The following is a 21,605-nucleotide window of genomic DNA, read 5'->3' as shown; positions in this document are numbered from 1 at the left end:
CGCGGAGACGCGGAGAATGAAGTGAACGCTGCCGCGCGAACACGTCCGCGGCGCCTACCGCGCAGCAAAAGCCCCCCGCCATTCCGGCTTTACCGCCGCCAGCACTGCCGGGGTGACCGGCAGCGTCACTTCATAGCTGCCCTCGGCATAAGGCCCGGCTTCGTAAGGTGCGATCAGGAAGCCGATGCGGTCGAAGGTCTTGTGGTTGCGCGAGCCGAGGATCAGGGTTTGCGCCAGGGGATCGATGCAGGCGTCAAAGCCGCTGTCGCCGCCCAGGCTGGCCTGGCCGCCGCGCTTCCTGGCGCGCTGCGCGTCCAGCGCCTTGCAGAAATCGGCGTGGATCGCCCCGGCCAGGGCGGCGCGCGCGGTGAACAGGTCCAGCGCCTGGCGCTGCTGGTTGGCGCGCCTGTCCCACAGGATCGCGGCATAGGCATAGTTGGGATGGGCGCCGCCGCTATCCGTGCCGACCAGGCTCGACAGGCTGAGCCAGTCGGGCAGGTCGGTCACCACCTGCCATTCCTGCCAATGCGCATAGGGGTGGAACGGATACTTGTCTTTCGCCGCTTCCTGCTGGCCCTGCGCTGCATCGTGGATCAGCGTGGCGCGGGTCTTGGCTTCGTCGGCGGCCAATTGCGCGCGCAAGGCGGGCAGGGCATCGGCGGCAGCGGGCCAGGCATAGCTGAATTCGTAAGCGTCGGTGCTTTCCTTCACGGCGTGCCCGGTGGTCGTCGATTGCGTGGCCTGCGCCGTGGCGTGGCTGCTGGTGCTGCTTGCGGAAGCGGTCGGCGTTGGCGCGGGCGGAGCGGGCTGGCGGTTGCAGGCGGCAAGGGCGAGCGTGAGCAGCAGGGCGCGGGCAGGGCGGGGTGGCATAAGGGGCATCGCGGGGCATTTTCCTCTCGATCTTGGCGCCGTCCTGCGCCAAGGTCGGTGCCAAGATGACCGACAAGAACGCGCTAATCCAGCCCGATCGCGACCAGAGCGCGACTGCCCTGCACATTGTCGACAAGGCCAGCCTGCCCGATTGGCTGCGCGCCCGCAGCGGCCAGGCCCGCGCGCTGCTTGCCGCGCAAGGCTTTGAAGGGGCTGCGGGAGAGGTGGCCGTGGTGCCCGATGGCGGCATCGACGGGCGCGGCGAGGGCTGGCTGGCTGTGGCCGGCGTGGCCGACCGGGCGAACCTGGGCACCTGGTGCCTCGCCCGCGCGGCAGAGCGGCTGGCGGCGGGAACCTATCGCCTGTTTGGGGCCGGCGATCCGGCGCGGGCGCTGCATGGCTGGATCACCGCGCAATACCGCTTCGATCGCTATCGCAGCCAGGGTGCCGAGCCTGGCCCGCGCGTGCTGCTGACCAGCGCGGTGCGGGCCCTGCCGCTGGCCCTGGCGGAAGCGGCGGCGGTGGCCATGGTGCGCGATCTGGTCAACACCCCGGCCGAAGACATGGGGCCGGCGCAACTGGAAGCCGAAGCCCGCGCCCTGGCCAAGGCGCACCACGCCACGATCCATGTAGTCAGTGGCGACTTGCTGGAGCGGGACTATCCGATGGTCCACGCCGTCGGCCGCGCCGCCGCGCGCAGCCATGCCCCGCGCCTGATCGAGCTGGAATGGGGCAACCCCAGCCACCCCCGCATCGCCGTGGTGGGCAAGGGTGTGTGCTTTGATTCCGGAGGGTTGGATATCAAGCCTGCTTCCGGCATGGCCCTGATGAAGAAGGACATGGGCGGCGCGGCCCATGCCCTGGCGCTGGCCGGGCTGATCATGGGGCAGGGGCTGCCGGTGCACCTGCACCTGCTGGTCCCGGCGGTGGAAAACGCTATTGCCGGCAATGCCTTTCGCCCCGGTGACATTCTTCGCACCCGCCAGGGCTTGAGCGTGGAAGTGACCAATACCGACGCCGAAGGGCGCCTGGTGCTGGGCGACGCGCTGACCCGCGCCAGCGAAGCCAAGCCCGACCTGGTGATCGATTTCGCCACGCTGACCGGCGCCGCGCGCGTGGCACTCGGCCCCGATCTCCCGGCGATGTTCGCCCGCCGCGAAGAGACCGCGCGCGCCCTGCTGGCTGCGGGCACCGGGCGCGACGATCCGTGCTGGCCGCTGCCGCTGCACGATGGCTATCGCGAATGGCTCAAGTCCGACGTGGCCGATTTGCAGAATTCGCCGAGCAATGGCTTTGCCGGGGCCAGCGTGGCCGCGCTGTTCCTCGATCGCTTTGTCGGCGAGGGGATTGACTGGCTGCATTTCGATACCTTTGCCTGGCGCCCGGTGGCCAAGCCCGGCCGGCCCAAGGGGGGCGAGGCGCTGGGCCTGCGCGCGGCCTGGGGGCTGTTGCAGGCAAGGTATGGCGCGGACTGACCGGCGTTTTCGGCGCGAAACTTGAATCGCGGGCCAAGGACGGCTAAGCGCGCGCCTTTGCGAATGTCCGGGAACCCGCCTTGTCTGCCGAATCCGATCTTGCCCTTGTTGTTTCCCCGGCCATTGCGCCCGAGGAAGAGCTGGCCTTGTCTGGCCCTTCGGCGAAGGTCGATCCGCTGCGCCTGCCCGTGCGCGGTGATCTGGCGCACATCCGCCTGGCAGGCCGCGTGTTCGTGCCGCACTATGCCGTGCCGATGCCGCATCGCCTGAAGGCGGCCACGCCGCTGCTCAAGGCCGCGCGCGCCGATGCCGAAGCGCTGGGCGAACTGCCCGCCGGCGAATTCTTTGCCGTGCTCGACATGGCGGGTGGCTGGGCCTGGGGCCAGGCCTCGGACGAAGGCGGGCTGGTCGGCTATCTGCCGCTCGCGGTGCTGGAGCCGGAAGCATGACCACGCGGATCTTCATCGACGGTGCTGCCGGCACGACTGGCCTGGAAATCGCCGAGCGGCTCGCCGGCCGCCCCGAATTTGCCCTGATCACGCTGGACGAGGCGCGGCGCAAGGACGACGGCGCCCGCGCCGAGGCGATCAACGCTGCTGACGTGGTGATCCTGTGCCTGCCCGACGATGCCGCGCGCGCGGCCGTGGCGATGATCGCGAATGATACGACGCGCGTGATCGACGCCTCCACCGCGCATCGTGTGGCCGACGGCTGGACGTATGGCCTGCCCGAAGTGATCGGCCGCGATGCCGTGGCCAATGCCCGCTTCGTCGCCAATCCCGGTTGCTATCCCACTGGCTTCATCGCGCTGCTCGCGCCGCTGGTGCGCGCCGGGCTGCTGCCGGCCAACTGGCCCTATGTGGTGCATGCCGTGTCGGGCTATTCCGGCGGTGGCAAGGCGCTGATCGCCCGGTTCGAGGACGATACCGACATTGCCTGGCGTGGCTATGGCCTTGCGTTCGGGCACAAGCACGTGCCGGAAATGACCGCCTATGCCGGTCTTGCGGTGGCGCCGCTGTTCAGCCCCGCCGTGGTGCCCGCGCTGCGCGGCATGGTGGTGGAAGTGCCGCTTTCGCTCGAAGCCATGCCCGGCGCAGGAACGCCCGAGGCGCTCTATCGCGCGCTGGCCGATTTCTATGCCGGCAGCCCGATCGTGAGCGTCATGCAAGGCGCGCCCGCCGACGGCGAATTCCTGATGCGGCGCAGCGCCAGGGCCTGGGACGGCCTGGCCCTGAGCGTCATCAGCAGCCAGGACGGCACGCAGGTGCGTCTCGTCGCCCGGCTCGACAATCTGGGCAAGGGCGCCAGCGGTGCGGCGGTGCAATCGCTCAACCTGATGGCGGGGCTGCCCGAAACCGCCGGCCTTTCGCTGTAAGCCGAGCGGCGCGTATCCCCGCGCGCGGCATCAGGCCTCGCTGAACACGAACGGCACGGCGGCGCGGCGGTAATCGTCGGGCAGGATGTCGCGGCCCAGCGGCGGCTGCGCGCGTACCGCGCATTCCGGGCGCTGGCACAGGCGGCAGGTCACGCCGATCGGTGTAGCAATCGCGCCTTGCGGATCGAGGCCGCGCGCAGCGGCCAGGCGCGGCGCCTGGTCCGCCGGGCAGACCAGCGCCAGAGCGCGGCGAACCGGGGGCAGGCCTGCCCCGCTCGCCAGGTCCACCGTGCGCGCCATCGAAAAGAACCGTTCCCCGTGGGGCAGTTCCAGCCATTGCGTGAGCGCTTCGCCGGGGCGGGCAAAGGCCTGGTGCAGGCTCCACAGCGGGCATCCGCCGCCCTGTGCGGCAAAGGGGAAGCCGGCGCCATCCATCCGCCGCACCACGTTGCCCGCGCCGTCCAGTTCGACCAGAAAGAACGGCACGCCTTCGTGGCCGGGCTTGTTGAGCGTGGCGAGGCGCAGCGCGGCATGCTGCCATTCCACCCCGAACAGATCGGCCAGGGCTTGCGGATCGTGCCCCAGGGCCTGCGCCGCGCGGGCGAAGCGATCATAAGGCATGAGCAGCGCGGCTGCGCCCAGTTCGGCCAAGGCGCGACGGACCAGTTGCGCCGCCGTGGCGCTGGCAAAGCTTTCCCCGCGCACGATCGCGGCGATGTCAGGGCGCAGGCTGGTATAGGCGATGTGCAGCCCGATCTGCCAGGCGCGGCGTTGCGGGCCGAGGCATTCGTCGAGCAGCAGTTGTTCGTTGTGGCGGTCATACCGCGCGAGCGCGCCCATCATCACGCTGGCCGGCATGGCGCGCACGCGCAGGCCATTGCGCCGCAGCCATTCCGCGCTGCCCCCGGCGCTGTCGATCTCGGTGCTGAGCGCCTCGGCACGGGTTTCCAGCGCCGCGAACCAGTGCTGGCGGGCGGCGAGGAAGCGCCGTGCCTCACCGGCCGGATCGGTGGCTGGGGTGGCGGCCTGGGCTTCGCGTCCTTCGGCCAGCGCCTGGTTGGCGCGGGCATAGGCGCCATGCAGCCGCAGCAGGGCTTCGGTCATGCCGGGAAAGCTGGTGGCAAGGTCCGCCACTTCCAGCGCGGGCAGGTCGATTTCGGCAAACAGCGGATCGCGCAGCGCCTCGGCGAGGCGGCGGGCATGGTCGTCGCGATCCTGCGCGGCAAGGTCGGCCATGTCGAGCCGGTAGGTCGCGGCCAGGCGCAGCAGCAGGTCGGCGGTCAGCGGTCGCTGGTTGCGCTCGATCAGGGCGATGTAGCTGGGCGACACCGCGAGATCTTCGGCCATGGCCTGCTGCGTCAGGCCCAGTTCGCGGCGCAGGCGCTTGATGCGCGGGCCAAGGTAGAGCGGGCGGGATGGGGCGGATGGTCGGGCCATGACGGTATCTTGTCAGGCCTGTACAACTTTACAAGCAAAAGCTGTAAAGTTTGACAACATGACCCCGCAACGCATTCCGCAGTGCATCATGCGGCGGTAATTCCGGTTGCAGCGAAAGATCACGCATACCGGAAGGGGCACATGCCATGACGTACCAGCAATCGATCATCGAGGCGGATCGCACGATCACGCCGAACAGCCATTGGGATGGCATTGCCGCCGAAAGCGTGGCGCGCATGCGTCTCCAGAACCGCTTCCGCACCGGGCTGGACATCGCGCGCTACACCGCCGCGATCATGCGGCGCGACATGGCCGCCTATGATGCCGACCCGGCCAACTACACCCAGTCGCTGGGGTGCTGGCACGGCTTCATCGGCCAGCAGAAGATGATTTCCATCAAAAAGCATTTCGGCACTACCAAGGGGCGTTACCTCTACCTCTCGGGCTGGATGGTCGCGGCGCTGCGCAGCGAATTCGGGCCGCTGCCCGATCAGTCGATGCACGAGAAGACCAGCGTTCCGGCGCTGATCGAGGAACTCTACACCTTCCTGCGCCAGGCCGATGCGCGCGAGCTGAACCAGTTGTTCCGCGATCTCGACGCGGCGCGTGCGGCGGGCGACCAAGTGCGCGCGGCCAAGATTCAGCACGATATCGACACCCATGAAACGCACATCGTGCCGATCGTGGCCGATATCGACGCGGGCTTCGGCAATGCCGAGGCGACGTATCTCTTGGCCAAGAAGTTCATCGAGGCGGGCGCCTGCTGCATCCAGATCGAAAACCAGGTTTCCGATGAAAAGCAGTGCGGCCACCAGGATGGCAAGGTCACCGTTCCGCATGAGGACTTCATCGCCAAGATCCGCGCGGTGCGCTATGCGTTCCTCGAGCTCGGCGTGGACCAGGGCGTGATCGTCGCGCGCACCGACTCGCTCGGCGCTGGGTTGACCAAGCAGATCGCCTTCACCCGCGAGGCTGGCGACATCGGCGATCAGTACAACAGCTTCCTCGATTGCGAGCCGGTCGATCCAGCCACGATCGGCCATGGCGACGTGCTGATCACCCGCGACGGGCAGTTGATGCGTCCCAAGCGGCTGCCGTCGAACCTTTACCAGTTCCGCCCCGGAACCGGCGAGGATCGCTGCGTGCTGGACTGCATCACCAGCCTGCAAAACGGCGCGGACCTGCTGTGGATCGAAACCGAAAAGCCGCATATCGGCCAGATCGGCGGGATGGTTTCGCGCATTCGCGAAGCGATCCCCGATGCCAAGCTGGTCTACAACAACTCGCCCAGCTTCAACTGGACGCTCAATTTCCGCCAGCAGGTCTATGATGCCTGGGCCGCGGACGGCAAGGACGTGAGCGGCTATGACCGCGCGCGGCTGATGAGCGTGGATTACGACACGACGCCACTGGCGGAAGAAGCCGACGAGCGCATCCGCACGTTCCAGCGTGATGCGGCGCGCGAAGCCGGCATCTTCCACCACCTGATCACGCTGCCGACCTATCATACGGCCGCGCTCAGCACCGACAACCTGGCCAAGGAATACTTCGGCGAGGCGGGCATGCTGGGCTACGTCAAGGGCGTGCAGCGCCAGGAAATCCGCCAGGGCATCGCCTGCGTCAAGCACCAGGCCATGGCCGGGTCGGACATCGGCGACGATCACAAGGAATACTTCGCCCGCGATGCTGCGCTCAAGGCCGGCGGCGCCCACAACACGATGAACCAGTTCGCGGCCTGAGCCAGGCCAAGAATCAAGAGAAGCGAAACCAACGCAAGGAGAAGGACAATGGCTGAACCTGCCCGTGCCCGTGCAGTCCTCTCGACCGAGGACTTCAAGCTGATCCGCGAGGCCGTGCTGCACTACCTCAAGGATATCGAGGACAAGCCCGAATCGGTGAAGTTCTCGCACCTCTATCACCGTCTCGGCAGCGCCATGGGGCGCTAAGCCGGAACACGCAGACTTCGCTTTTCCTGGGGAGGAAAGGCTGGCCCGTCGGGCGCCTCTGCGGCGCGCGGCGGGCCTTCTTCTTGGGCCAAGGAAATCTTGGGTAGAGTTCAGCTTTTCTCGAATGACCTTTATCAACTGAAACAGTAGAGAAAATGCATCGGCTCTGTCCGGTCGCGGCTTTTGATCCTGCCAGCTTGCTCCGCGTCATCAACGGCTAAAGCGCACGAAAGCGAGGCCATGTGGCCAGGTTCGTGTTCGGCCCCGTAAAAAGGAGAATGCGACAATGCCCCGTTTCCCTGCCGATCGTTTTGGCCGCCGCCTTTCCCGCCGTCCGGCGTCCCTCCACGTTGCCGCGCCCTTGCCCCATCCTTCGTGGGGCACGCCGGGTGCGGCGCGTCCGGACGGTGAAAGGCCCAGCACGGCGGAGGAATTCTTCCGCCGGCTGGGCCTCTGACCCAGCCCCACCTGTAGAAAACCGCAGGGTGCCGCTTGCCGGCCTGCAACCGATTGGTCACGATAAAGACCCATGAAGTCCGCGCTGATCATCCGCCACGTGCCCTACGAAGGGGTGGCCGGCTATCGCCAGCCGATCGAGGAGGCCGGCTATACCGTCGATCGCATCGATGTGTGCGACCCGGCGTTCCCGGCGCTCGACCTGCGTGAGCCCGACCTGCTGATCATGATGGGTGGCCCCATGGGCATCTATGACCAGATCGAGCATCCCTGGATCCGCTGCCAGATGCGCCGCCTTGCGCTGCGCCTGGCCGCGGACCGGCCGACGCTGGGGGTGTGCTTTGGCGCGCAGATGATTGCGGCCGCGCTGGGCGCCGATGTCTATCGCGGCCATGCCAAGGAAGTGGGCTTCCATCCGGTACAGGTCCATGTGGCGGACAGCCCCTTGCGCCACGTGGCCGGCGTGCCGGTGCTGCACTGGCATGGCGATACCTTCACCCTGCCGCCCCAGGCCGAACTGCTTGCCTCCAGCCATGTCTATCCGCACCAGGCCTTCCGGCGCGGGCGCAATCTGCTGGCGCTGCAATTCCATGCCGAAATGGGCGAAGACCCCCGCTTTGATGCATGGATCGAACAGTCGCCCGAAGACGTTGCGGAAGCGGGCCATACGGAAGCCTCGCTGCGGCATGCGCACAACGCCCATGGCGCTGGCGCCGTACAGGCCGGCCGGGCGATGATTCGCGAATGGCTGGCCGGGGTAGCCTAGGCCTTACGGACGGTTAGTCCGGCACTTCGCCGTTCCGGCGCAGCACGTCCCCGGCGAGATAGAGCGAGCCGACGATCAGCACGTCGCCCGTTGCGGGCAGCGCGGCGAGGGCGTCGCCCACGTCGGCAAAGCTGCGCACCGGCAAGGCGCTGTGGGCGGCGAAATCTTCCGGGCGATGGGCATCGTGCCCCGGCGCGGGAACCACCGAGATCGACAGCGCGTGATCGCCCAGCGGGCCGAGAATCGCGGCCGGATCCTTGTTCGCAAGCATGCCGATGATCACGTGGACCGGCGGCTGCGCCGAGAGGTGCCGTGCTATGGCAAGCCCGGCATCGGGATTGTGCCCGCCATCCAGCCACACCGTGCGGCCCGGCACGCGGGCGGTCAGCGGCCCGGCGCCCAGCCGTTGCAGGCGCGCGGGCCAGCGCGTGGCGCGGATGCCCTGGGCCATGGCTTCCGTGCTGACGGCCACGGCGCTCTGGTGGCGCAGCATCGCGACGGCCAGCGCGGCGTTTTCCGCCTGGTGCGCGCCGGCCAGCGTGGGCAGGGGCAGGGTGAGCGTGCCATGCGCGTCGCGATAGTGGATGGCGCCATCGACGCTGGCGTCCCAGGCGGCGCTGCGCGCCACCACCGTGGCACCCTGCAAGGCGGCGGTTTCGGCCACGACTTGCGCCGCCTGCGCCGGATAGGTGAGCGTGACGAGCGGGACGCCCGGCTTGGCAATGCTGGCCTTTTCAAAGGCGATGCGCGCCAGCGAATCGTCGGGCAGGAACGCGGGCAGGCCGGCATCGGGCGAAAGCAGGAAGGCTTCGTGATCCAGCCCCAGCGTCGCCAGGCCGGTGCAGGCCGCCGTGGGCAGGATGTTGGTGGCGTCCAGTCGCCCGCCCAGGCCCGTTTCGATCACGCAGGCATCGGCGGGGACGCGCGCAAACGCGAGGAACAGCGCCGCCGTGGTCACTTCAAAGAAGCTGGGCGCCAGGTCCGGCTCGGCCGCGTCGAGCGCTTCCTTGAGCAGGTCGGCCAGCATGGCATCGTCGATCAACCGGCCGGCCAGGCGGATGCGCTCGTTGTAGCGCACCAGGTGCGGCTTGGTCGCCGTGTGAACACGCAGGCCCTGCGCTTCGAGCATGAAGCGCAGGTAGGTGCAGGTCGAACCCTTGCCGTTGGTGCCGGCAACGTGGAACACCGGCGGCAGGCGATCCTGCGGATTGCCCAGCCGCGCGCAAAGTTCGCGCACGGTGTCCAGCCCCAGCCGCCCCTGCGGCAGCGACAGCGCGCCCAGCCGGTCAAGCTGGGCCTGCACGGCCGCGTTGTCGGAAATCGCGAAGTCCTTCACGAAACCGCTCTCCCGAGCTGCTGCTTACTTCCTGATCAGGCGGCTTTGGCGGCCATCAGATAGTCGATCGTCTCGGCCAGCGTGGCGCGCAGGCTGTGGCGATGCACCACCATGTCGATCATGCCATGCGCGTGCAGGTATTCCGCGCGCTGGAAGCCTTCGGGCAGCTTTTCGCGGATCGTGTCCTGGATCACGCGCTGGCCGGCAAAGCCGATCAGGGCGCCCGGTTCGGCGATCTGGATGTCACCCAGCATGGCATAGCTGGCAGTCACGCCCCCGGTGGTGGGATCGGTCAGCACCACGATATAGGGCAGGCCGGCCGCGTGGAGGCGGCTGATTGCCACGGTGGAGCGCGGCATCTGCATCAGCGAGAGAATGCCTTCCTGCATGCGCGCGCCGCCAGCGGCGGTAACGGCGATATAGGGGCACTTCTCGCGGATCGCGCGCTCGGTGCCGGCGATGAAGGCATTGCCCACGGCCATGCCCATCGATCCACCCATGAACGCGAATTCCTGCACGCCGACCACGGCCTTCTTGCCTTCGATCCGGCCGACTGCATTGGTCAGCGCATCGGGGTGCGGGTTGGCGGCGCGGGCACCCTTGATCCGGTCGACATACTTCTTGGTGTCGCGGAACTTGAGCGGGTCTTCCTTCACCTTGGGCGCGGGCAGCAGGACGAAGCCCGGGTCCATCAGTTGCGCCAGGCGCGCATCGGCGCCGATGCGGCCATGGTGATCGCAGCGCGGGCAGACCGACTGGTTGTCTTCATACTCCTTGGTGAACAGCATCTCGCCGCACGAAGGGCATTTGATCCACAGGTTGTCGGGCGTGTCGCGCTTGGGCGCGGCAAAGGGCAGCGCGTTGCGAACGCGGTTGATCCAGCTCATGCGATTTCCTTTCGCGCCGCGTGCACCGCCGCGCTCAGGGCGCTGGTCAGTTCGCGCACCGGGCCGGGGGCATCGGCGCCATGTTGGGCCACGAGATCCACCAGGGCCGAGCCGACGACGACGCCATCGGCCACGGCGGCAATGCCACCGGCCTGTTCGGGCGTGCGCACACCAAAGCCCACGGCAACGGGGATCGTGGCGGTTTGCTTGATTCGCGCCACGGCCTCTTGGATCGAGGCGAGCGCGGCCGATTGCTTGCCGGTGATGCCGGCAACCGAAACGTAATAGAGAAACCCGCCCGATCCATCGAGCACGGCAGGCAGCCGCGCGGCATCGGTGGTGGGGGTGGCCAGGCGGATCGGCGAAATGCCGCGCGCGCGCAGCGCCGGGCCAAGCTCGGGGTCTTCCTCGCTGGGAATGTCCACGCAGATCACCCCGTCCACGCCGGCATCGGCGCAGGCATCGGCGAACCATTCCGCGCCGCGCGTGATCATCGGGTTGGCATAGCCCATCAGCACCAGCGGCACATCGGGGTGGCGGGCGCGGAAAGCCTTGGCGATGGCGAGGATATGCGCGGTCTTGGTACCGGCGGCTAGGGCGCGCAGATTGGCGTTCTGGATCGCCGGGCCATCGGCCATCGGATCGGTAAAGGGCATGCCCAGCTCGATCACATCGGCGCCGCCTTCGACCAGCGCGTCGAGAATCGCGGGCGTGGCTTCGGGCGTGGGATCACCCCCGGTGACGAAGCAGACGAGCGCGGCGTGGCCCTTGGCAAAGGCGGCGGAGAGGCGAGACATTTAGGCGGTCGCTCCGCGCGGTGTCGTGCGCGCCACCGTGAGCGGCATCGTGAGCGGCAGGGACGTCATTTCAAAAACACCTTCCATCGTCTTCGTCGCTTTCGCGCAGCGCACTACGGGATTTGCACCATGATGCAAAGAGCCGCCTATCGTCCTTGTCCTCACCCCGGATCAAGTCCGGGGTGACGGAGTGCGAAAGGGGAGAGGGCTTCCTGTCCCTTAGAGCTTCACGCCCAGGTGCTCGGCCACCGAGAAGATGTCCTTGTCGCCGCGCCCGCACAGGTTCGCCAGGATGATCTGGTCCTTGTCCATGGTCGGGGCCAGCTTGGTGACGGCGGCGATGGCGTGGCTCGGCTCCAGCGCGGGAATGATCCCTTCGGTGCGGCACAGCAACTGGAAGCCGTCGAGCGCTTGCGTGTCGGTGACCGAAGTGTATTCCACGCGGCCGATATCGCGCAGCCAGGCATGTTCGGGGCCGATGCCGGGATAATCGAGGCCGGCGCTGATCGAGTGGCCTTCGGTGATCTGGCCGTCCTCGTCCTGCAACAGGTATGTCTTGTTGCCATGGAGTACGCCCGGACGCCCGCCGGCGAGGCTGGCGGCGTGTTCCTTGTCCAGCCCGTGGCCGGCCGCTTCGACGCCCAGCATCTTGACCGAGGGATCATCGAGGAACGGGTGGAACAGGCCGATGGCGTTGGACCCGCCACCGATCGCGGCCACCAGCACATCGGGCAGGCGGCCGGTGCGGCTGAGCATCTGCGCGCGGGCCTCGCGGCCGATCACGCTCTGGAAATCGCGCACCAGCTCGGGATAGGGGTGCGGGCCGGCGGCGGTGCCGATGATGTAGAACGTGTCGTGCACGTTTGCCACCCAGTCGCGCAGCGCCTCGTTCATCGCGTCCTTGAGCGTTCCGGCGCCCGCCGTCACGGGGACCACTTCCGCGCCCAGCAGCTTCATGCGGAACACGTTGGGCGCCTGGCGCGCCACGTCGGTGGCGCCCATGTAGACCACGCAAGGCAGGCCAAAGCGCGCGCAGACGGTGGCCGTGGCCACGCCATGCTGGCCCGCGCCGGTTTCGGCGATGATCCGCGTCTTGCCCATGCGCATCGCCAGCAGGATCTGGCCGATGCAGTTGTTGATCTTGTGTGCGCCGGTGTGGTTCAGCTCGTCGCGCTTGAACCAGACCTGGGCACCACGAAGCTCTTCTGTCAGTCGCGGTGCGAAATAGAGCGGGCTTGGCCGGCCGACATAGTGTTCGAGCAGGTCGTCGAACTCGGCCTGGAAGCCCGCGTCGGCCTTGGCCTTGCGGTATTCGGTTTCGAGATCGAGGATCAGCGGCATCAGCGTTTCGGCGACGTAGCGACCGCCGAACTGGCCGAAATGGCCGCGATCGTCGGGCTGGTTGCGGAAGCTGTTCGGGTTCTGCGCAGTCATGGCCCAGCCGCTTGGCAGAGGGCGCGGCGCTTGTCCAGATTCATGGCCGAAGGGGCGATGCGGGGCCTTTCTGCCGGGTGGAAGGCTACCGAGACACACTTCGAATTTGCGCAATCGCATTTCAGCAAATTGCACGATTGCGCGTTCATCCTGGCGTAATGTCTGGGCGCTAGATGGCGTCTTGCAACGTCGTGAAGGCGGTCCCGTAATGGGGCCGCCTTTTTGTGTTTTACATTACTGCAACGATACTTTCTGTCTATTTGTTCAGATAGGCCTAAACCTTTCAGAAATGACAGAAACTGTGGCAAAAATGCCATGCGTACTATGTTAGAGTCAGAAATTTGACAGTTGTGACTTGTTGACGATTGGCCGGCGGCCTACCTGCCCGATCGACCGCCGCGTCAAACGGCGGCTTGAATGCAAGGAGGTTTATTATGCGTCTCGTTCTTCTCGCGCTCGCTGGCACCCTGGCCGCAGCCGCTCCGGCCATGGCCAACGAGGTTCGCGTCGAAGCCCACAGCGGCGTGCTGTGGAATCACGACACCACCGACGCCACCGCTGGTATCGCGGCTGGCTATGACTATGATCTCGGCCCGGCGGCCTTCGGCGGCGTCGAAGTCTCGGCCGACAAGATTCTCAACAGCTATGCCAAGCGCGTTTCGGTCGGCGTCTCGGGCCGTCTGGGTGCCAACCTCGCGGGCACCAAGCTCTATGCCGTGGGCGGCTATGCCACCACGCCTTGCGCCGATTGCGGCGGTGCATGGAACTTCGGCGCCGGTGTGCAAAAGTCGTTCATGCAGAAGTTCTACGGCAAGGTGGAATACCGCCACTACATCGCCGATGAAGGCCTGGGCAACCGCGACGCGGTGACTGCCGGCGTCGGCGTGAAGTTCTGATCGCAACCGATCCGGACACCACGAAAAAGGGCGGCGCGCGAGCGTCGCCCTTTTTTGCATTCAGGCCGCGCGGGCGGCGCGGCAAAAGGCCTGGATGCGGCTTTCGTCCTTCACGCCCGGCGCGCTTTCCACGCCCGACGAGACATCGACCAGTTCGGCCCCGGTCTGTCGCACGGCGTCGGCCACGTTGTCCGGCCCCAGGCCTCCGGCCAGGCCCCAGGCGGTTGGTCCGCGCCAGGCCTTGAGCAACGTCCAGTCGAACACAAGGCCCAGGCCCCCGGGCAGGGCCGCGCCCTTGGGCGCCTTGGCATCGAACAGCAAGAGATCGGCCGCGCCGGCATAGCGAGTAGCGCCGCTGATGTCGTCCGGCCCGGCGACGGAGAGCGCCTTCCACACAGGCAGCCCGAATTGCGCGCGCAGTTGTGCGGCGCGCGCGGGCGTTTCCTGGCCGTGAAGTTGCAGCACATCGAGCCGCGCGGCAGTGACCGCTTCGGCGATCGTGGCGTCATCGGCATCGACGAACAGGCCGACGAGACGGCTGCGCCCGGCATTGCGCGCGCCAAGCTGCGCGGCATCGCGGATGGTCACGTTGCGGGGCGAGGGGGGGAAGAACACGAGCCCGGTGTATTCGGCCCGCGCGGCGATGGCCGCATCGAGCGCCGCGCTCGTGTTGATTCCGCAGATCTTGATGGCAGGGGCTGGCATGACCCCTGCCATGTGGCGTCTTGCTTACTGCGGTGCAAGCTCGAACGTCATGGTGACGCTGGCGTTGATATCCAGTTCACCGGCGGCGACCGGGCTGGGCGCGGCAGACATCATCATCTTTTCGGCGCGGGCATAGAGCACCGGGGGTTGCGGCGACCAGCCGCCGGTTTCGCTGATCGTCAGCACGCGCACAACCTTGAGACCGGCGGCGCGGGCGTAGAGTTCGGCGCGAGCGCGGGCCTTGCTCACGGCATCGACGCGCGCTTCGTCCATCGCCGCGTCGGGCTTGTCGAGCTGGAAGCTGGGGCCGTTCACTTCATTGGCACCGGCCTTCACCAGCGTGTCGATCACCTGGCCATAGCGGGCCAGGTCACGCTGCTTGACCTGCACCTGGTTGGTGGCGCGATAGCCCACGATCACCGGATCGCCCTGCGTGCTGCCATCGGGCAGGCGCTTCTGCTCGCCATAGACCGGGCTGACCGACAGGTTGCTGGTCTGCATGTCGCGCGCGGCCACGCCGCTGGCCTTGAGCGCGGCCATCGTGGCGTTCATCGCGCGGGCATTGGCGGCCAGCGCTTCGCTTGCGGTCTTGCCTTCGCTGGTCACGCCCGCGCTGAACACGGCAAGATCGGGCACGCGGGTGCTGCGGCCTTCGGCCTGCACGGTCAGTACCGTGGCACCGGGGCTGACCACCGGGGCAGTCTGCACCGCCTGGGCGGCGGCAGGAGAGGCCAGTGCAGCCAGCGAAAGGGCGGACAGGCTGGCAGCAAGGAACAGGCGCTTCATCGGGACGGTCTCCGTATGTTACGGTCCATGCTTGGCCGAAACGAGCTTGCGGCGCGCTGAACCGTTGCGAGGCAAACCGTTCAGGAAAGCGCGTGTTCCAGCACGACCATGGCAAAATCGACCGAAGCCGCGCCGGGGAACGGCCGGGTTTCACCGGTGCGGACGTAACCGCGCCGCTCGTACCACGCGATCAGTTCGGGGCGGCGGTCGATCACCGTCATCTCGATGGCCGTGGCGCCGAGGTCCGCTTGCGCGACGGCATCGCACTGCGCCAGCAGCGCGCGCCCCAGGCCGGCCGCCTGCACATCGGGATCGACGCAGAGCATGCCGAGATAGGCCTTGCCGTTCGGCAGGCCGACCAGCGTGACGGTGCCGACCAGCGCGCCATCCCCGGCTTGCGCCACGATCACGCGGCGGTCCGGCGCGGCAATGGCCGCGGCCAGTTCGGCATCGGAGGTGCGCTCATCATCGAGCAGGTCGGCTTCATGCGTCCAGCCCTGGCGCGCCGTGTCACCGCGATAGGCGCGTTCCACCAGGCGGCGCAGCGCGGGCAGGTCGGCCTCGGTGGCCAGGCGGAAATCCGTCATGGCCGGTCAGAGCGTGGCTTCGATGGCGCGGGCGGCAGCGACCGGATCTTCGGCGCGGCTGATCGGGCGGCCGATAACCAGGCACGAGGCGCCGGCATCGCGCGCCGCGCGCGGCGTCACGGCGCGCTTCTGGTCACCCAGTGCCGCGCCCTTGCCTTCGGCAGGGCGCAGGCCCGGCACCACGAAATAGCCGTTCTTCCAGCGACGATGGACTTCGCCCACTTCATGGCCCGAGCAAACGATGCCATCGAGGCCGGCTTCCTGGGCCAGATCGGTCAGGCGCAATACCTGATCGTGCGAGGAACCGGCCACGCCGACGCGCGCCAAGTCGGCATCGTCGAGGCTGGTCAGCACGGTGACGGCCACCACCTTGCAGCTTTCCCCGGCAGCGGCCTTGGCGTCTTCCATCATCGCCCGGCCACCGGCGGCGTGGATAGTGACGATCGCGGGCTGCAACACGTGGATGGACTGCATGGCTGCGGCCACGGTGTTGGGAATGTCGTGGAGTTTCAGGTCCATGAAGATCGGCAGGCCGATCTTGGCCATTTCGTGCACGCCATGGTGGCCGTGCGCGCAGAAGAATTCCAGGCCCAGCTTCAACCCGCCGACGTGGCCTTTCACCTTTTGCCCCAGTGCCACGGCGGCATCGAGGCGGGGAAGATCGACGGCAAGATAGATCGGGTTGCTCACGAGTGGATATCCGGCTGGGCCGCATCGCTGGCGGCGTCGGTGGGGGGATAAGTGCCGGCCTGCGTTACCAGGCTCGACTCCAGTGTGGCGATGCGGCGCTTGAGCCGCCAGCGGCGCAGGCGTCCCGCCGCCCAGGGCGGCACGAACCCGGCCAGGAAAAAGACCAGCGCGACAAAGCCGACCGGCCAGTCGAAGTGCAGGTATCCCGCCCCATAGGGCCAGAAATTCACCCGCGCGGTTTCCGCGTTCATGGCGATGAACGCGGCAAAGGCCGCGATCAGGGCCAGCCACAAGACGATGCGGATCTGCTTCATGTGTGGCGCTTCACCCTCAACCTGCCGCGCGGGACGCACGGGTGGCGGACCTTAGGCAGATTGTAAACGAAGCGCCAGCACTTGCATTATTCGCCAAACACGCGGGCGAAGATCGTGTCCACAGCCTTGAAGTGGTAGTCGAGGTTGAACTTGTCCTCGATCTGCTGGACGGTGAGCGCCTTGGTCACGTCGGCATCGGCCTTGAGCAGCTCGAGCAGCGAAAGCTGGCCGTCGGACTCCCACACCTTCATGGCGTTGCGCTGCACCAGGCGATAGGCCTCGTCGCGGGTCACGCCGGCCTGGGTCAACGCCAGCAGCACGCGCTGCGAGTGGACCAGGCCGCCCATGCGATCCAGGTTCTTCTGCATGCGCTCGGGATAGACCACCAGCTTGTCGACCACCGAGGTGAGGCGGGCCAACGCGAAATCGAGCGTGATCGTCGCATCGGGGCCGATGAAGCGCTCGACCGACGAGTGCGAGATATCGCGTTCATGCCACAGCGCCACGTTTTCCAGCGCCGGGGTTACGGCCGAACGCACCATGCGGGCGAGGCCGGTGAGGTTTTCGGTCAGCACCGGGTTGCGCTTGTGCGGCATGGCCGACGAACCCTTCTGGCCCGGCGAGAAGTATTCTTCCGCTTCCAGCACTTCGGTGCGCTGCAAGTGGCGCACCTCCACGGCCAGGCGCTCGATCGAGCTGGCGATCACGCCCAGCGTGGCAAAGAACATGGCGTGGCGATCGCGCGGGATCACCTGGGTGGACACCGGCTCCACCGCCAGGCCGAGCTGGTCGGCGACGTATTCTTCCACCGCCGGATCGATGTTGGCAAACGTGCCGACCGCGCCCGAGATCGCGCAGGTGGCGATTTCGGCGCGGGCGTTCACCAGGCGGGTGCGGCAGCGCGAAAACTCGGCATAGGCTTCGGCCAGCTTCTTGCCGAAGGTGGTCGGCTCGGCATGGATGCCGTGGCTGCGGCCGATGGTGGGGGTATACTTGTGTTCCAGCGCGCGGCGCTTGATCGCGGCGAGCAGCGCGTCGAGGTCTTCGAGCAGGATATCGGCGGCGCGGGCAAGCTGTACGGCCAGCGTGGTGTCGAGCACGTCGGAGCTGGTCATGCCCTGGTGCATGAAGCGCGCTTCGGGGCCAACCTGCTGCGCCACCCAGTCGAGGAAGGCAATCACGTCATGCTTGGTGACGGCCTCGATCGCGTCGATCGCGGCCACGTCGATCGCGGGGTTGGTCGCCCACCAGTCCCACAGCGCCTTGGCCCCGCTTTGCGGCACCACGCCCAGGTCTCCCAGCTTCTGGGTGGCATGGGCCTCGATCTCGAACCAGATGCGATAGCGTGCTTCGGGTTCCCAGATCGCGGTCATCGCGGGGCGGGCATAACGGGGGACCATGGTTCGACTCCGGTTTGGCTGGCGTTGCGGGCTTTGCCCGCCCGCTAGGGGGGCGGGGCCGTTAAGGCAAGCCCTGCGCGGCCGGCCGGGGCCGGGGTCACAGGGCCAGAGTGAGGGCTACCGAGGCGACGTGGTCGCTGGTGTCGAGCTTGCCGGGGCGGATGCCATGCTGGTTGAGATAACCGGCCTCGAGCGTCAGCTTCCCTGTCAGCGGCGCATTGATGCCGATGAAATTGCGCATGCGCTCTTCGCCGTTGACGGTCTGGAACGTGGTCTTGTTGAAGTCGATGAAGCTTTCGTGAGTGGCCACGATCATCACCTTGCTGTCCTTGGCGACCGGCAGGCTGGCCTTGAGGAACGGCCGCAGGCGCCAGGCCGTGCCGGGCATGGTGTCGCGCCAGCGCTGTTCCAGCCGCAGCCGTCCGTTGAACCGCACCGGCCCCAGTTTCGCAAAGTTGTCGAAGCTCACCTGCTGGCGGAACCGGCGTTCCATCACCGCGAAATCGCCGTGCAGATAGTTGGGATCGTGCGTGTAGCCGAGCCAGACGGTGAACGTCTTGTCGAGCTTGTAGCCAACCATGAAATTGTTCTCGACTTCGTAGAAGCCGCGCGTGTGGCCGGTGCGCAGGATCGTCTCGTTGGACAGGCGCCAGTTCGGGCCGGCCTTGGCGGTCACCGTCAAGGTGCCCCAGGCCTGGGTATCGGTGTCCGCCCGTGCCCCGCCAGGCGCCAGCAGAATGGCCGTGGCCAGGGGCAAGGCGGCGAGGGCGGCGCGAGAGAGGCAAGGCAGGAAGCGCATGGGCGGGTTGGGTCCGTAGAAGGCTGCCCAGTGCCCCTATGACGGTTTGATGACACATTCATGACAAAGAATTGACCTTAAATAGACGGTTTTGACGGCAATGCTGACGCCATTTCCATGTCTTCGCATGCCTCTTGCGCTTTGCTATGTTTCATAGAATATAGCGTGAAGTGACAAAATATGACACCGCCACCCGCCTGCGGGTTGGGCCGTGATGGGGCAGAACATTTCATGAAATCAGCAACAAGCTGCCGATTTTGGCAGGCGGTGAGCGGCGCGGTCGTGCTTTCCGGGATCGTGGCCAACGCACCGGTGGCTCATGCCGATTCGGCGCCTGCGGTTGACGCAGGCGCCCCCGATGCCGGGACGCCGGCCGCCGACATCCTCGTCACCGCACGCCAGCGGCCCGAGCCGGCGCAGACCGTGCCGGCCGCGCTCGGCGTGGTGTCGGGTGCCTGGCTCGACCGTTCGCTGGCGGTCAACACCCAGGCGCTGACCACGCTGGTGCCCTCGCTCGCCTATTCCTCGGCCAATCCGCGCAACACGGCCTTCACCATTCGCGGCCTGGGATCGAGCGTGGTGGCCGTGAGCCAGGCCAACGACGGGCTGGAGCCGGGCGTCGGTTTCTATGTCGATGGGGTCTATCATGCCCGCCCGGCAACGGCGGCTTTTGATTTTTCGGACATCGAGCGGGTCGAAGTGCTGCGCGGCCCGCAAGGCACGCTGTTTGGCAAGAACACCACGGCCGGGGCGATTTCGCTCACTTCGCGCCTGCCCTCGTTCACCCCGGCGGCGACCGAGGAACTGAGCGTGGGCGAGCGGCGCCTGGTGCAGGCCCGCGCCAGCGCGACCGGGCCGCTGGTCGATGGCGTGCTGGCCTATCGCCTCTCGGGCCTGCTGACCCGGCGCGACGGGGTGATCCACAATGTCCGCACCGGTGCAGACCAAAACAGCGTGGACAACCAGGCTGTGCGTGGCCAGTTGCTGTTCACGCCCTCGGCCAGCGTGCAACTGCGCCTGGTGGCGGATTATTCCCGGTTTGGCGGCGATTGCTGCACGCAGGTCTATCTGCGCGTCGGCACCAGCCTGCGCAGCGCGAGCCGGCAATATGCCGCGCTGGCCGCTGCCGCCGGCTATGCCCCGCCCAGCACCAATCCCTATGACCGCTTGACCGATATCGACGCCGGGCTGGGGGTGAACACCAACGAAGGCGGCGTGGCGGCAACGCTCGACTGGAACCTGGGCAGCGCGACGCTGACCTCGATCAGCGCCTGGCGGTTCTGGAACTGGGACGCGGCCAACGACCGCGACTATACCGGCCTGCCGATCCAATTGACCCAGCACATCCCCTCGCGCCAGGACCAGGTGAGCCAGGAACTGCGCCTGGCCTCCAACGGGAACCGCCCGCTGTCCTATGTCGCGGGGCTCTATTACTTCCGCCAGGTCATCACCGGGCAGCCGATCTCGATCTATGGCGGTTATGGCGCGCCCTGGCTGCTTGGCAGCACGACCAGCAACGGCACGGCGATCCCCGCCAATCTGCTCGACGGCTATGGCCAGACCGGCCAGACCCGCTTTGCCGTCAACAGCTATGCCGCCTTTGCCGAGGCGAACTGGAAAGTCCTGCCGCGCGTGACGCTGACCGGCGGCTTGCGCCAGACCTGGGAAGACAAGAACGGCCAATATGCCACCACAGTGTTTGGTGGGCCAACCACCAGCAACGCGGCGTTGATCTCCGCCCGGCTCTCGGTGCTGCGCCCGCAATCCTATGCTGCGGCCACCCACGACTCTTCCTTGTCGGGCCGCGCCAATCTCGCCTGGCAAGTCACCGATCGGGTCATGGCCTATGCCGGCTATGCGCAAGGGTTCAAGTCGGGCGGGATCAACATGTCGGGCCTGCCGCTCGACAGCGCCAACCAGCCGGTGCTGGCCACCGCCGTGATCCGGCCGGAGCGCAACATTACGTGGGAAGGCGGCATCAAGAGCCAGTGGTGGGGCCGGCGCCTCACGCTCAACCTCGCCGCCTATCACACCACGGTCCGCGATTTTCAGGCGACCGTCGTCGATTCCAGCCAGACCGTGGCGCTGCGCGGCTATCTCTCCAATATCCCCCGCGTGCGGGTGCAGGGCGTGGAAGCCGATGCCGCGCTGCACTGGGGCGGGCTGACGCTGACCGGGGCCCTGGCCTATGCCGATGGCCGCTACACCGACTATCCCAAGGGCCCATGCCCGCTGGAAGTGCAGACCGCCGCCACCACCGCATGCGATCTGACCGGCAAGGCCCTGACCGGCCTGTCGCGCTGGAGCGAGACGCTCGGCGCGGATTATCGCCTGCCCGCCGGGCGCGGCGAATTCGTGCTACACAGCGACACCGCCTGGCGCACCAGCTACAACGGCGATCCCTCGCTCTCGCGCTATACCTGGATCGACGGTTACACGCTCACCAACGCGAGCCTGGCCTGGCGCAATCGCCGCGATGGCGGCCCCGGCTTTGAACTCGGCGTCTTCGCGCGCAACCTGTTCAACGCCAACTACATCCAGAACCTGACGATCCAGGCCGGCAACTCCGGCCTAATCCTGGGCACCCCCAGCGACCCGCGCACCCTGGGCGTAACGCTGCGCGCCTGGCAGTGAGGGGGCGGCCGGGGA

General features: G+C 67.2%; 22 protein-coding genes. 9 read left to right on the top strand and 13 right to left on the bottom strand.

Annotation, left to right across the window (positions count from 1 at the left end; genetic code table 11):
• Positions 1–54: 54 nt before the first annotated feature.
• Positions 55–879 (bottom strand): PdaC/SigV domain-containing protein, encoded by an 825-nt coding sequence (locus IE191_RS19065; protein WP_229815663.1) that lies wholly within the window; start codon positions 877–879, stop codon positions 55–57.
• A gap of 56 nt (positions 880–935) precedes the next feature.
• Between IE191_RS19065 and IE191_RS19060 the strand changes: the two genes are divergently transcribed.
• The 3 genes from IE191_RS19060 to argC all read left to right on the top strand — a co-directional run bounded on the left by IE191_RS19060 (position 936) and on the right by argC (position 3,720).
• Positions 936–2,345: a leucyl aminopeptidase family protein gene (locus IE191_RS19060; RefSeq protein ID WP_191325966.1), complete on the top strand. Its 1,410-nt coding sequence runs from the start codon at positions 936–938 to the stop codon at positions 2,343–2,345.
• An 80-nt stretch (positions 2,346–2,425) separates the two neighbouring features.
• A complete protein-coding gene (locus IE191_RS19055) occupies positions 2,426–2,794 on the top strand; it encodes an SH3 domain-containing protein (protein WP_229815661.1) in 369 nt (122 codons plus the stop codon).
• Positions 2,791–3,720 (top strand): N-acetyl-gamma-glutamyl-phosphate reductase, encoded by a 930-nt coding sequence (argC, locus tag IE191_RS19050; protein ID WP_191325965.1) that lies wholly within the window; start codon positions 2,791–2,793, stop codon positions 3,718–3,720. The genes IE191_RS19055 and argC overlap by 4 nt, the downstream gene beginning before the upstream one ends.
• 30 nt (positions 3,721–3,750) lie before the next feature.
• Here the strand turns inward: argC and IE191_RS19045 are convergent, their stop codons facing one another.
• Positions 3,751–5,157 carry a helix-turn-helix domain-containing protein gene (locus IE191_RS19045; RefSeq protein WP_191325964.1) on the bottom strand — a complete coding sequence of 469 codons (1,407 nt, stop codon included), beginning with the start codon at positions 5,155–5,157 and terminating at the stop codon, positions 3,751–3,753.
• A 146-nt stretch (positions 5,158–5,303) separates the two neighbouring features.
• Between IE191_RS19045 and IE191_RS19040 the strand changes: the two genes are divergently transcribed.
• The 4 genes from IE191_RS19040 (at position 5,304) to IE191_RS19025 (ending at position 8,325) form a co-directional block, all read left to right on the top strand.
• The gene (locus IE191_RS19040) at positions 5,304–6,896 is read left to right on the top strand and encodes an isocitrate lyase (RefSeq protein WP_191325963.1); all 1,593 of its coding nucleotides are present in this window, start codon (positions 5,304–5,306) and stop codon (positions 6,894–6,896) included.
• A gap of 48 nt (positions 6,897–6,944) precedes the next feature.
• On the top strand, positions 6,945–7,103 hold the full coding sequence (locus IE191_RS19035) for a hypothetical protein (protein WP_191325962.1): 159 nt from the start codon (positions 6,945–6,947) through the stop codon (positions 7,101–7,103).
• Positions 7,104–7,389: 286 nt separating this feature from the next.
• The gene (locus IE191_RS19030; RefSeq protein ID WP_191325961.1) at positions 7,390–7,560 is read left to right on the top strand and encodes a hypothetical protein; all 171 of its coding nucleotides are present in this window, start codon (positions 7,390–7,392) and stop codon (positions 7,558–7,560) included.
• A 72-nt stretch (positions 7,561–7,632) separates the two neighbouring features.
• Positions 7,633–8,325: a glutamine amidotransferase gene (locus tag IE191_RS19025; RefSeq protein ID WP_191325960.1), complete on the top strand. Its 693-nt coding sequence runs from the start codon at positions 7,633–7,635 to the stop codon at positions 8,323–8,325.
• A gap of 13 nt (positions 8,326–8,338) precedes the next feature.
• On the opposite strand, the gene IE191_RS19020 is transcribed toward IE191_RS19025, so the two are convergent.
• From IE191_RS19020 to trpB, 4 genes are all read right to left on the bottom strand, one after another.
• Positions 8,339–9,661: a bifunctional folylpolyglutamate synthase/dihydrofolate synthase gene (locus tag IE191_RS19020; protein WP_191325959.1), complete on the bottom strand. Its 1,323-nt coding sequence runs from the start codon at positions 9,659–9,661 to the stop codon at positions 8,339–8,341.
• 35 nt (positions 9,662–9,696) lie between these two features.
• Entirely contained in the window at positions 9,697–10,548 is an 852-nt protein-coding gene (gene accD, locus IE191_RS19015; protein ID WP_191325958.1) for an acetyl-CoA carboxylase, carboxyltransferase subunit beta, read from the bottom strand.
• A complete protein-coding gene (gene trpA, locus IE191_RS19010) occupies positions 10,545–11,345 on the bottom strand; it encodes a tryptophan synthase subunit alpha (protein WP_191325957.1) in 801 nt (266 codons plus the stop codon). Before trpA ends, accD begins: the two co-directional genes overlap by 4 nt.
• Before the next feature lie 219 nt (positions 11,346–11,564).
• Positions 11,565–12,779, bottom strand: coding sequence for a tryptophan synthase subunit beta (gene trpB / locus IE191_RS19005; protein ID WP_191325956.1), 1,215 nt, complete (start codon positions 12,777–12,779; stop codon positions 11,565–11,567).
• Positions 12,780–13,213: 434 nt separating this feature from the next.
• Here trpB and IE191_RS19000 point away from each other — a divergent pair, with 434 nt between their 5' ends.
• On the top strand, positions 13,214–13,675 hold the full coding sequence (locus IE191_RS19000) for an outer membrane protein (RefSeq protein WP_191325955.1): 462 nt from the start codon (positions 13,214–13,216) through the stop codon (positions 13,673–13,675).
• A gap of 60 nt (positions 13,676–13,735) precedes the next feature.
• Here the strand turns inward: IE191_RS19000 and IE191_RS18995 are convergent, their stop codons facing one another.
• The 7 genes from IE191_RS18995 to IE191_RS18965 all read right to left on the bottom strand — a co-directional run bounded on the left by IE191_RS18995 (position 13,736) and on the right by IE191_RS18965 (position 18,956).
• Complete coding sequence (locus IE191_RS18995) at positions 13,736–14,380, bottom strand: phosphoribosylanthranilate isomerase (RefSeq protein WP_191325954.1); 645 nt, start codon at positions 14,378–14,380, stop codon at positions 13,736–13,738.
• A gap of 24 nt (positions 14,381–14,404) precedes the next feature.
• A complete protein-coding gene (locus IE191_RS18990; RefSeq protein WP_191325953.1) occupies positions 14,405–15,166 on the bottom strand; it encodes an SIMPL domain-containing protein in 762 nt (253 codons plus the stop codon).
• Between the two features lie 80 nt (positions 15,167–15,246).
• Positions 15,247–15,753, bottom strand: a complete 507-nt coding sequence (locus IE191_RS18985; RefSeq protein ID WP_191325952.1) for a GNAT family N-acetyltransferase — start codon at positions 15,751–15,753, stop codon at positions 15,247–15,249.
• Positions 15,754–15,759: 6 nt separating this feature from the next.
• Positions 15,760–16,443 (bottom strand): orotidine-5'-phosphate decarboxylase, encoded by a 684-nt coding sequence (gene pyrF / locus IE191_RS18980; protein WP_191325951.1) that lies wholly within the window; start codon positions 16,441–16,443, stop codon positions 15,760–15,762.
• Positions 16,440–16,757, bottom strand: coding sequence for a LapA family protein (locus tag IE191_RS18975; protein ID WP_191325950.1), 318 nt, complete (start codon positions 16,755–16,757; stop codon positions 16,440–16,442). The genes pyrF and IE191_RS18975 overlap by 4 nt, the downstream gene beginning before the upstream one ends.
• An 86-nt stretch (positions 16,758–16,843) precedes the next feature.
• The gene (gene purB / locus IE191_RS18970; protein ID WP_191325949.1) at positions 16,844–18,157 is read right to left on the bottom strand and encodes an adenylosuccinate lyase; all 1,314 of its coding nucleotides are present in this window, start codon (positions 18,155–18,157) and stop codon (positions 16,844–16,846) included.
• A 97-nt stretch (positions 18,158–18,254) separates the two neighbouring features.
• The gene (locus IE191_RS18965; protein ID WP_191325948.1) at positions 18,255–18,956 is read right to left on the bottom strand and encodes a DUF2490 domain-containing protein; all 702 of its coding nucleotides are present in this window, start codon (positions 18,954–18,956) and stop codon (positions 18,255–18,257) included.
• A gap of 231 nt (positions 18,957–19,187) precedes the next feature.
• Here IE191_RS18965 and IE191_RS18960 point away from each other — a divergent pair, with 231 nt between their 5' ends.
• Complete coding sequence (locus tag IE191_RS18960) at positions 19,188–21,590, top strand: TonB-dependent receptor (RefSeq protein WP_191325947.1); 2,403 nt, start codon at positions 19,188–19,190, stop codon at positions 21,588–21,590.
• The last annotated feature ends 15 nt before the right edge of the window (positions 21,591–21,605 follow it).

The organism is Novosphingobium pokkalii, assembly GCF_014652855.1.
Taxonomy (GTDB): Bacteria; Pseudomonadota; Alphaproteobacteria; order Sphingomonadales; family Sphingomonadaceae; genus Novosphingobium; species Novosphingobium pokkalii.
The sequence above is the reverse complement of the archived record's forward strand: the minus strand, read 5'-3'. Positions and strand labels throughout refer to the sequence as shown.

Coding starts and splice junctions, on each gene's coding strand:
- IE191_RS19065 (WP_229815663.1), bottom strand. CDS start 879: ATGCCCCTTATGCCACCCCGCCCTGCCCGCGCCCTGCTGCTCACGCTC.
- IE191_RS19060 (WP_191325966.1), top strand. CDS start 936: ATGACCGACAAGAACGCGCTAATCCAGCCCGATCGCGACCAGAGCGCG.
- argC (WP_191325965.1), top strand. CDS start 2,791: ATGACCACGCGGATCTTCATCGACGGTGCTGCCGGCACGACTGGCCTG.
- IE191_RS19045 (WP_191325964.1), bottom strand. CDS start 5,157: ATGGCCCGACCATCCGCCCCATCCCGCCCGCTCTACCTTGGCCCGCGC.
- IE191_RS19040 (WP_191325963.1), top strand. CDS start 5,304: ATGACGTACCAGCAATCGATCATCGAGGCGGATCGCACGATCACGCCG.
- IE191_RS19035 (WP_191325962.1), top strand. CDS start 6,945: ATGGCTGAACCTGCCCGTGCCCGTGCAGTCCTCTCGACCGAGGACTTC.
- IE191_RS19030 (WP_191325961.1), top strand. CDS start 7,390: ATGCCCCGTTTCCCTGCCGATCGTTTTGGCCGCCGCCTTTCCCGCCGT.
- IE191_RS19025 (WP_191325960.1), top strand. CDS start 7,633: ATGAAGTCCGCGCTGATCATCCGCCACGTGCCCTACGAAGGGGTGGCC.
- accD (WP_191325958.1), bottom strand. CDS start 10,548: ATGAGCTGGATCAACCGCGTTCGCAACGCGCTGCCCTTTGCCGCGCCC.
- trpA (WP_191325957.1), bottom strand. CDS start 11,345: ATGTCTCGCCTCTCCGCCGCCTTTGCCAAGGGCCACGCCGCGCTCGTC.
- trpB (WP_191325956.1), bottom strand. CDS start 12,779: ATGACTGCGCAGAACCCGAACAGCTTCCGCAACCAGCCCGACGATCGC.
- IE191_RS19000 (WP_191325955.1), top strand. CDS start 13,214: ATGCGTCTCGTTCTTCTCGCGCTCGCTGGCACCCTGGCCGCAGCCGCT.
- IE191_RS18995 (WP_191325954.1), bottom strand. CDS start 14,380: ATGCCAGCCCCTGCCATCAAGATCTGCGGAATCAACACGAGCGCGGCG.
- IE191_RS18990 (WP_191325953.1), bottom strand. CDS start 15,166: ATGAAGCGCCTGTTCCTTGCTGCCAGCCTGTCCGCCCTTTCGCTGGCT.
- IE191_RS18985 (WP_191325952.1), bottom strand. CDS start 15,753: ATGACGGATTTCCGCCTGGCCACCGAGGCCGACCTGCCCGCGCTGCGC.
- IE191_RS18975 (WP_191325950.1), bottom strand. CDS start 16,757: ATGAAGCAGATCCGCATCGTCTTGTGGCTGGCCCTGATCGCGGCCTTT.
- purB (WP_191325949.1), bottom strand. CDS start 18,157: ATGGTCCCCCGTTATGCCCGCCCCGCGATGACCGCGATCTGGGAACCC.
- IE191_RS18965 (WP_191325948.1), bottom strand. CDS start 18,956: ATGCGCTTCCTGCCTTGCCTCTCTCGCGCCGCCCTCGCCGCCTTGCCC.
- IE191_RS18960 (WP_191325947.1), top strand. CDS start 19,188: ATGAAATCAGCAACAAGCTGCCGATTTTGGCAGGCGGTGAGCGGCGCG.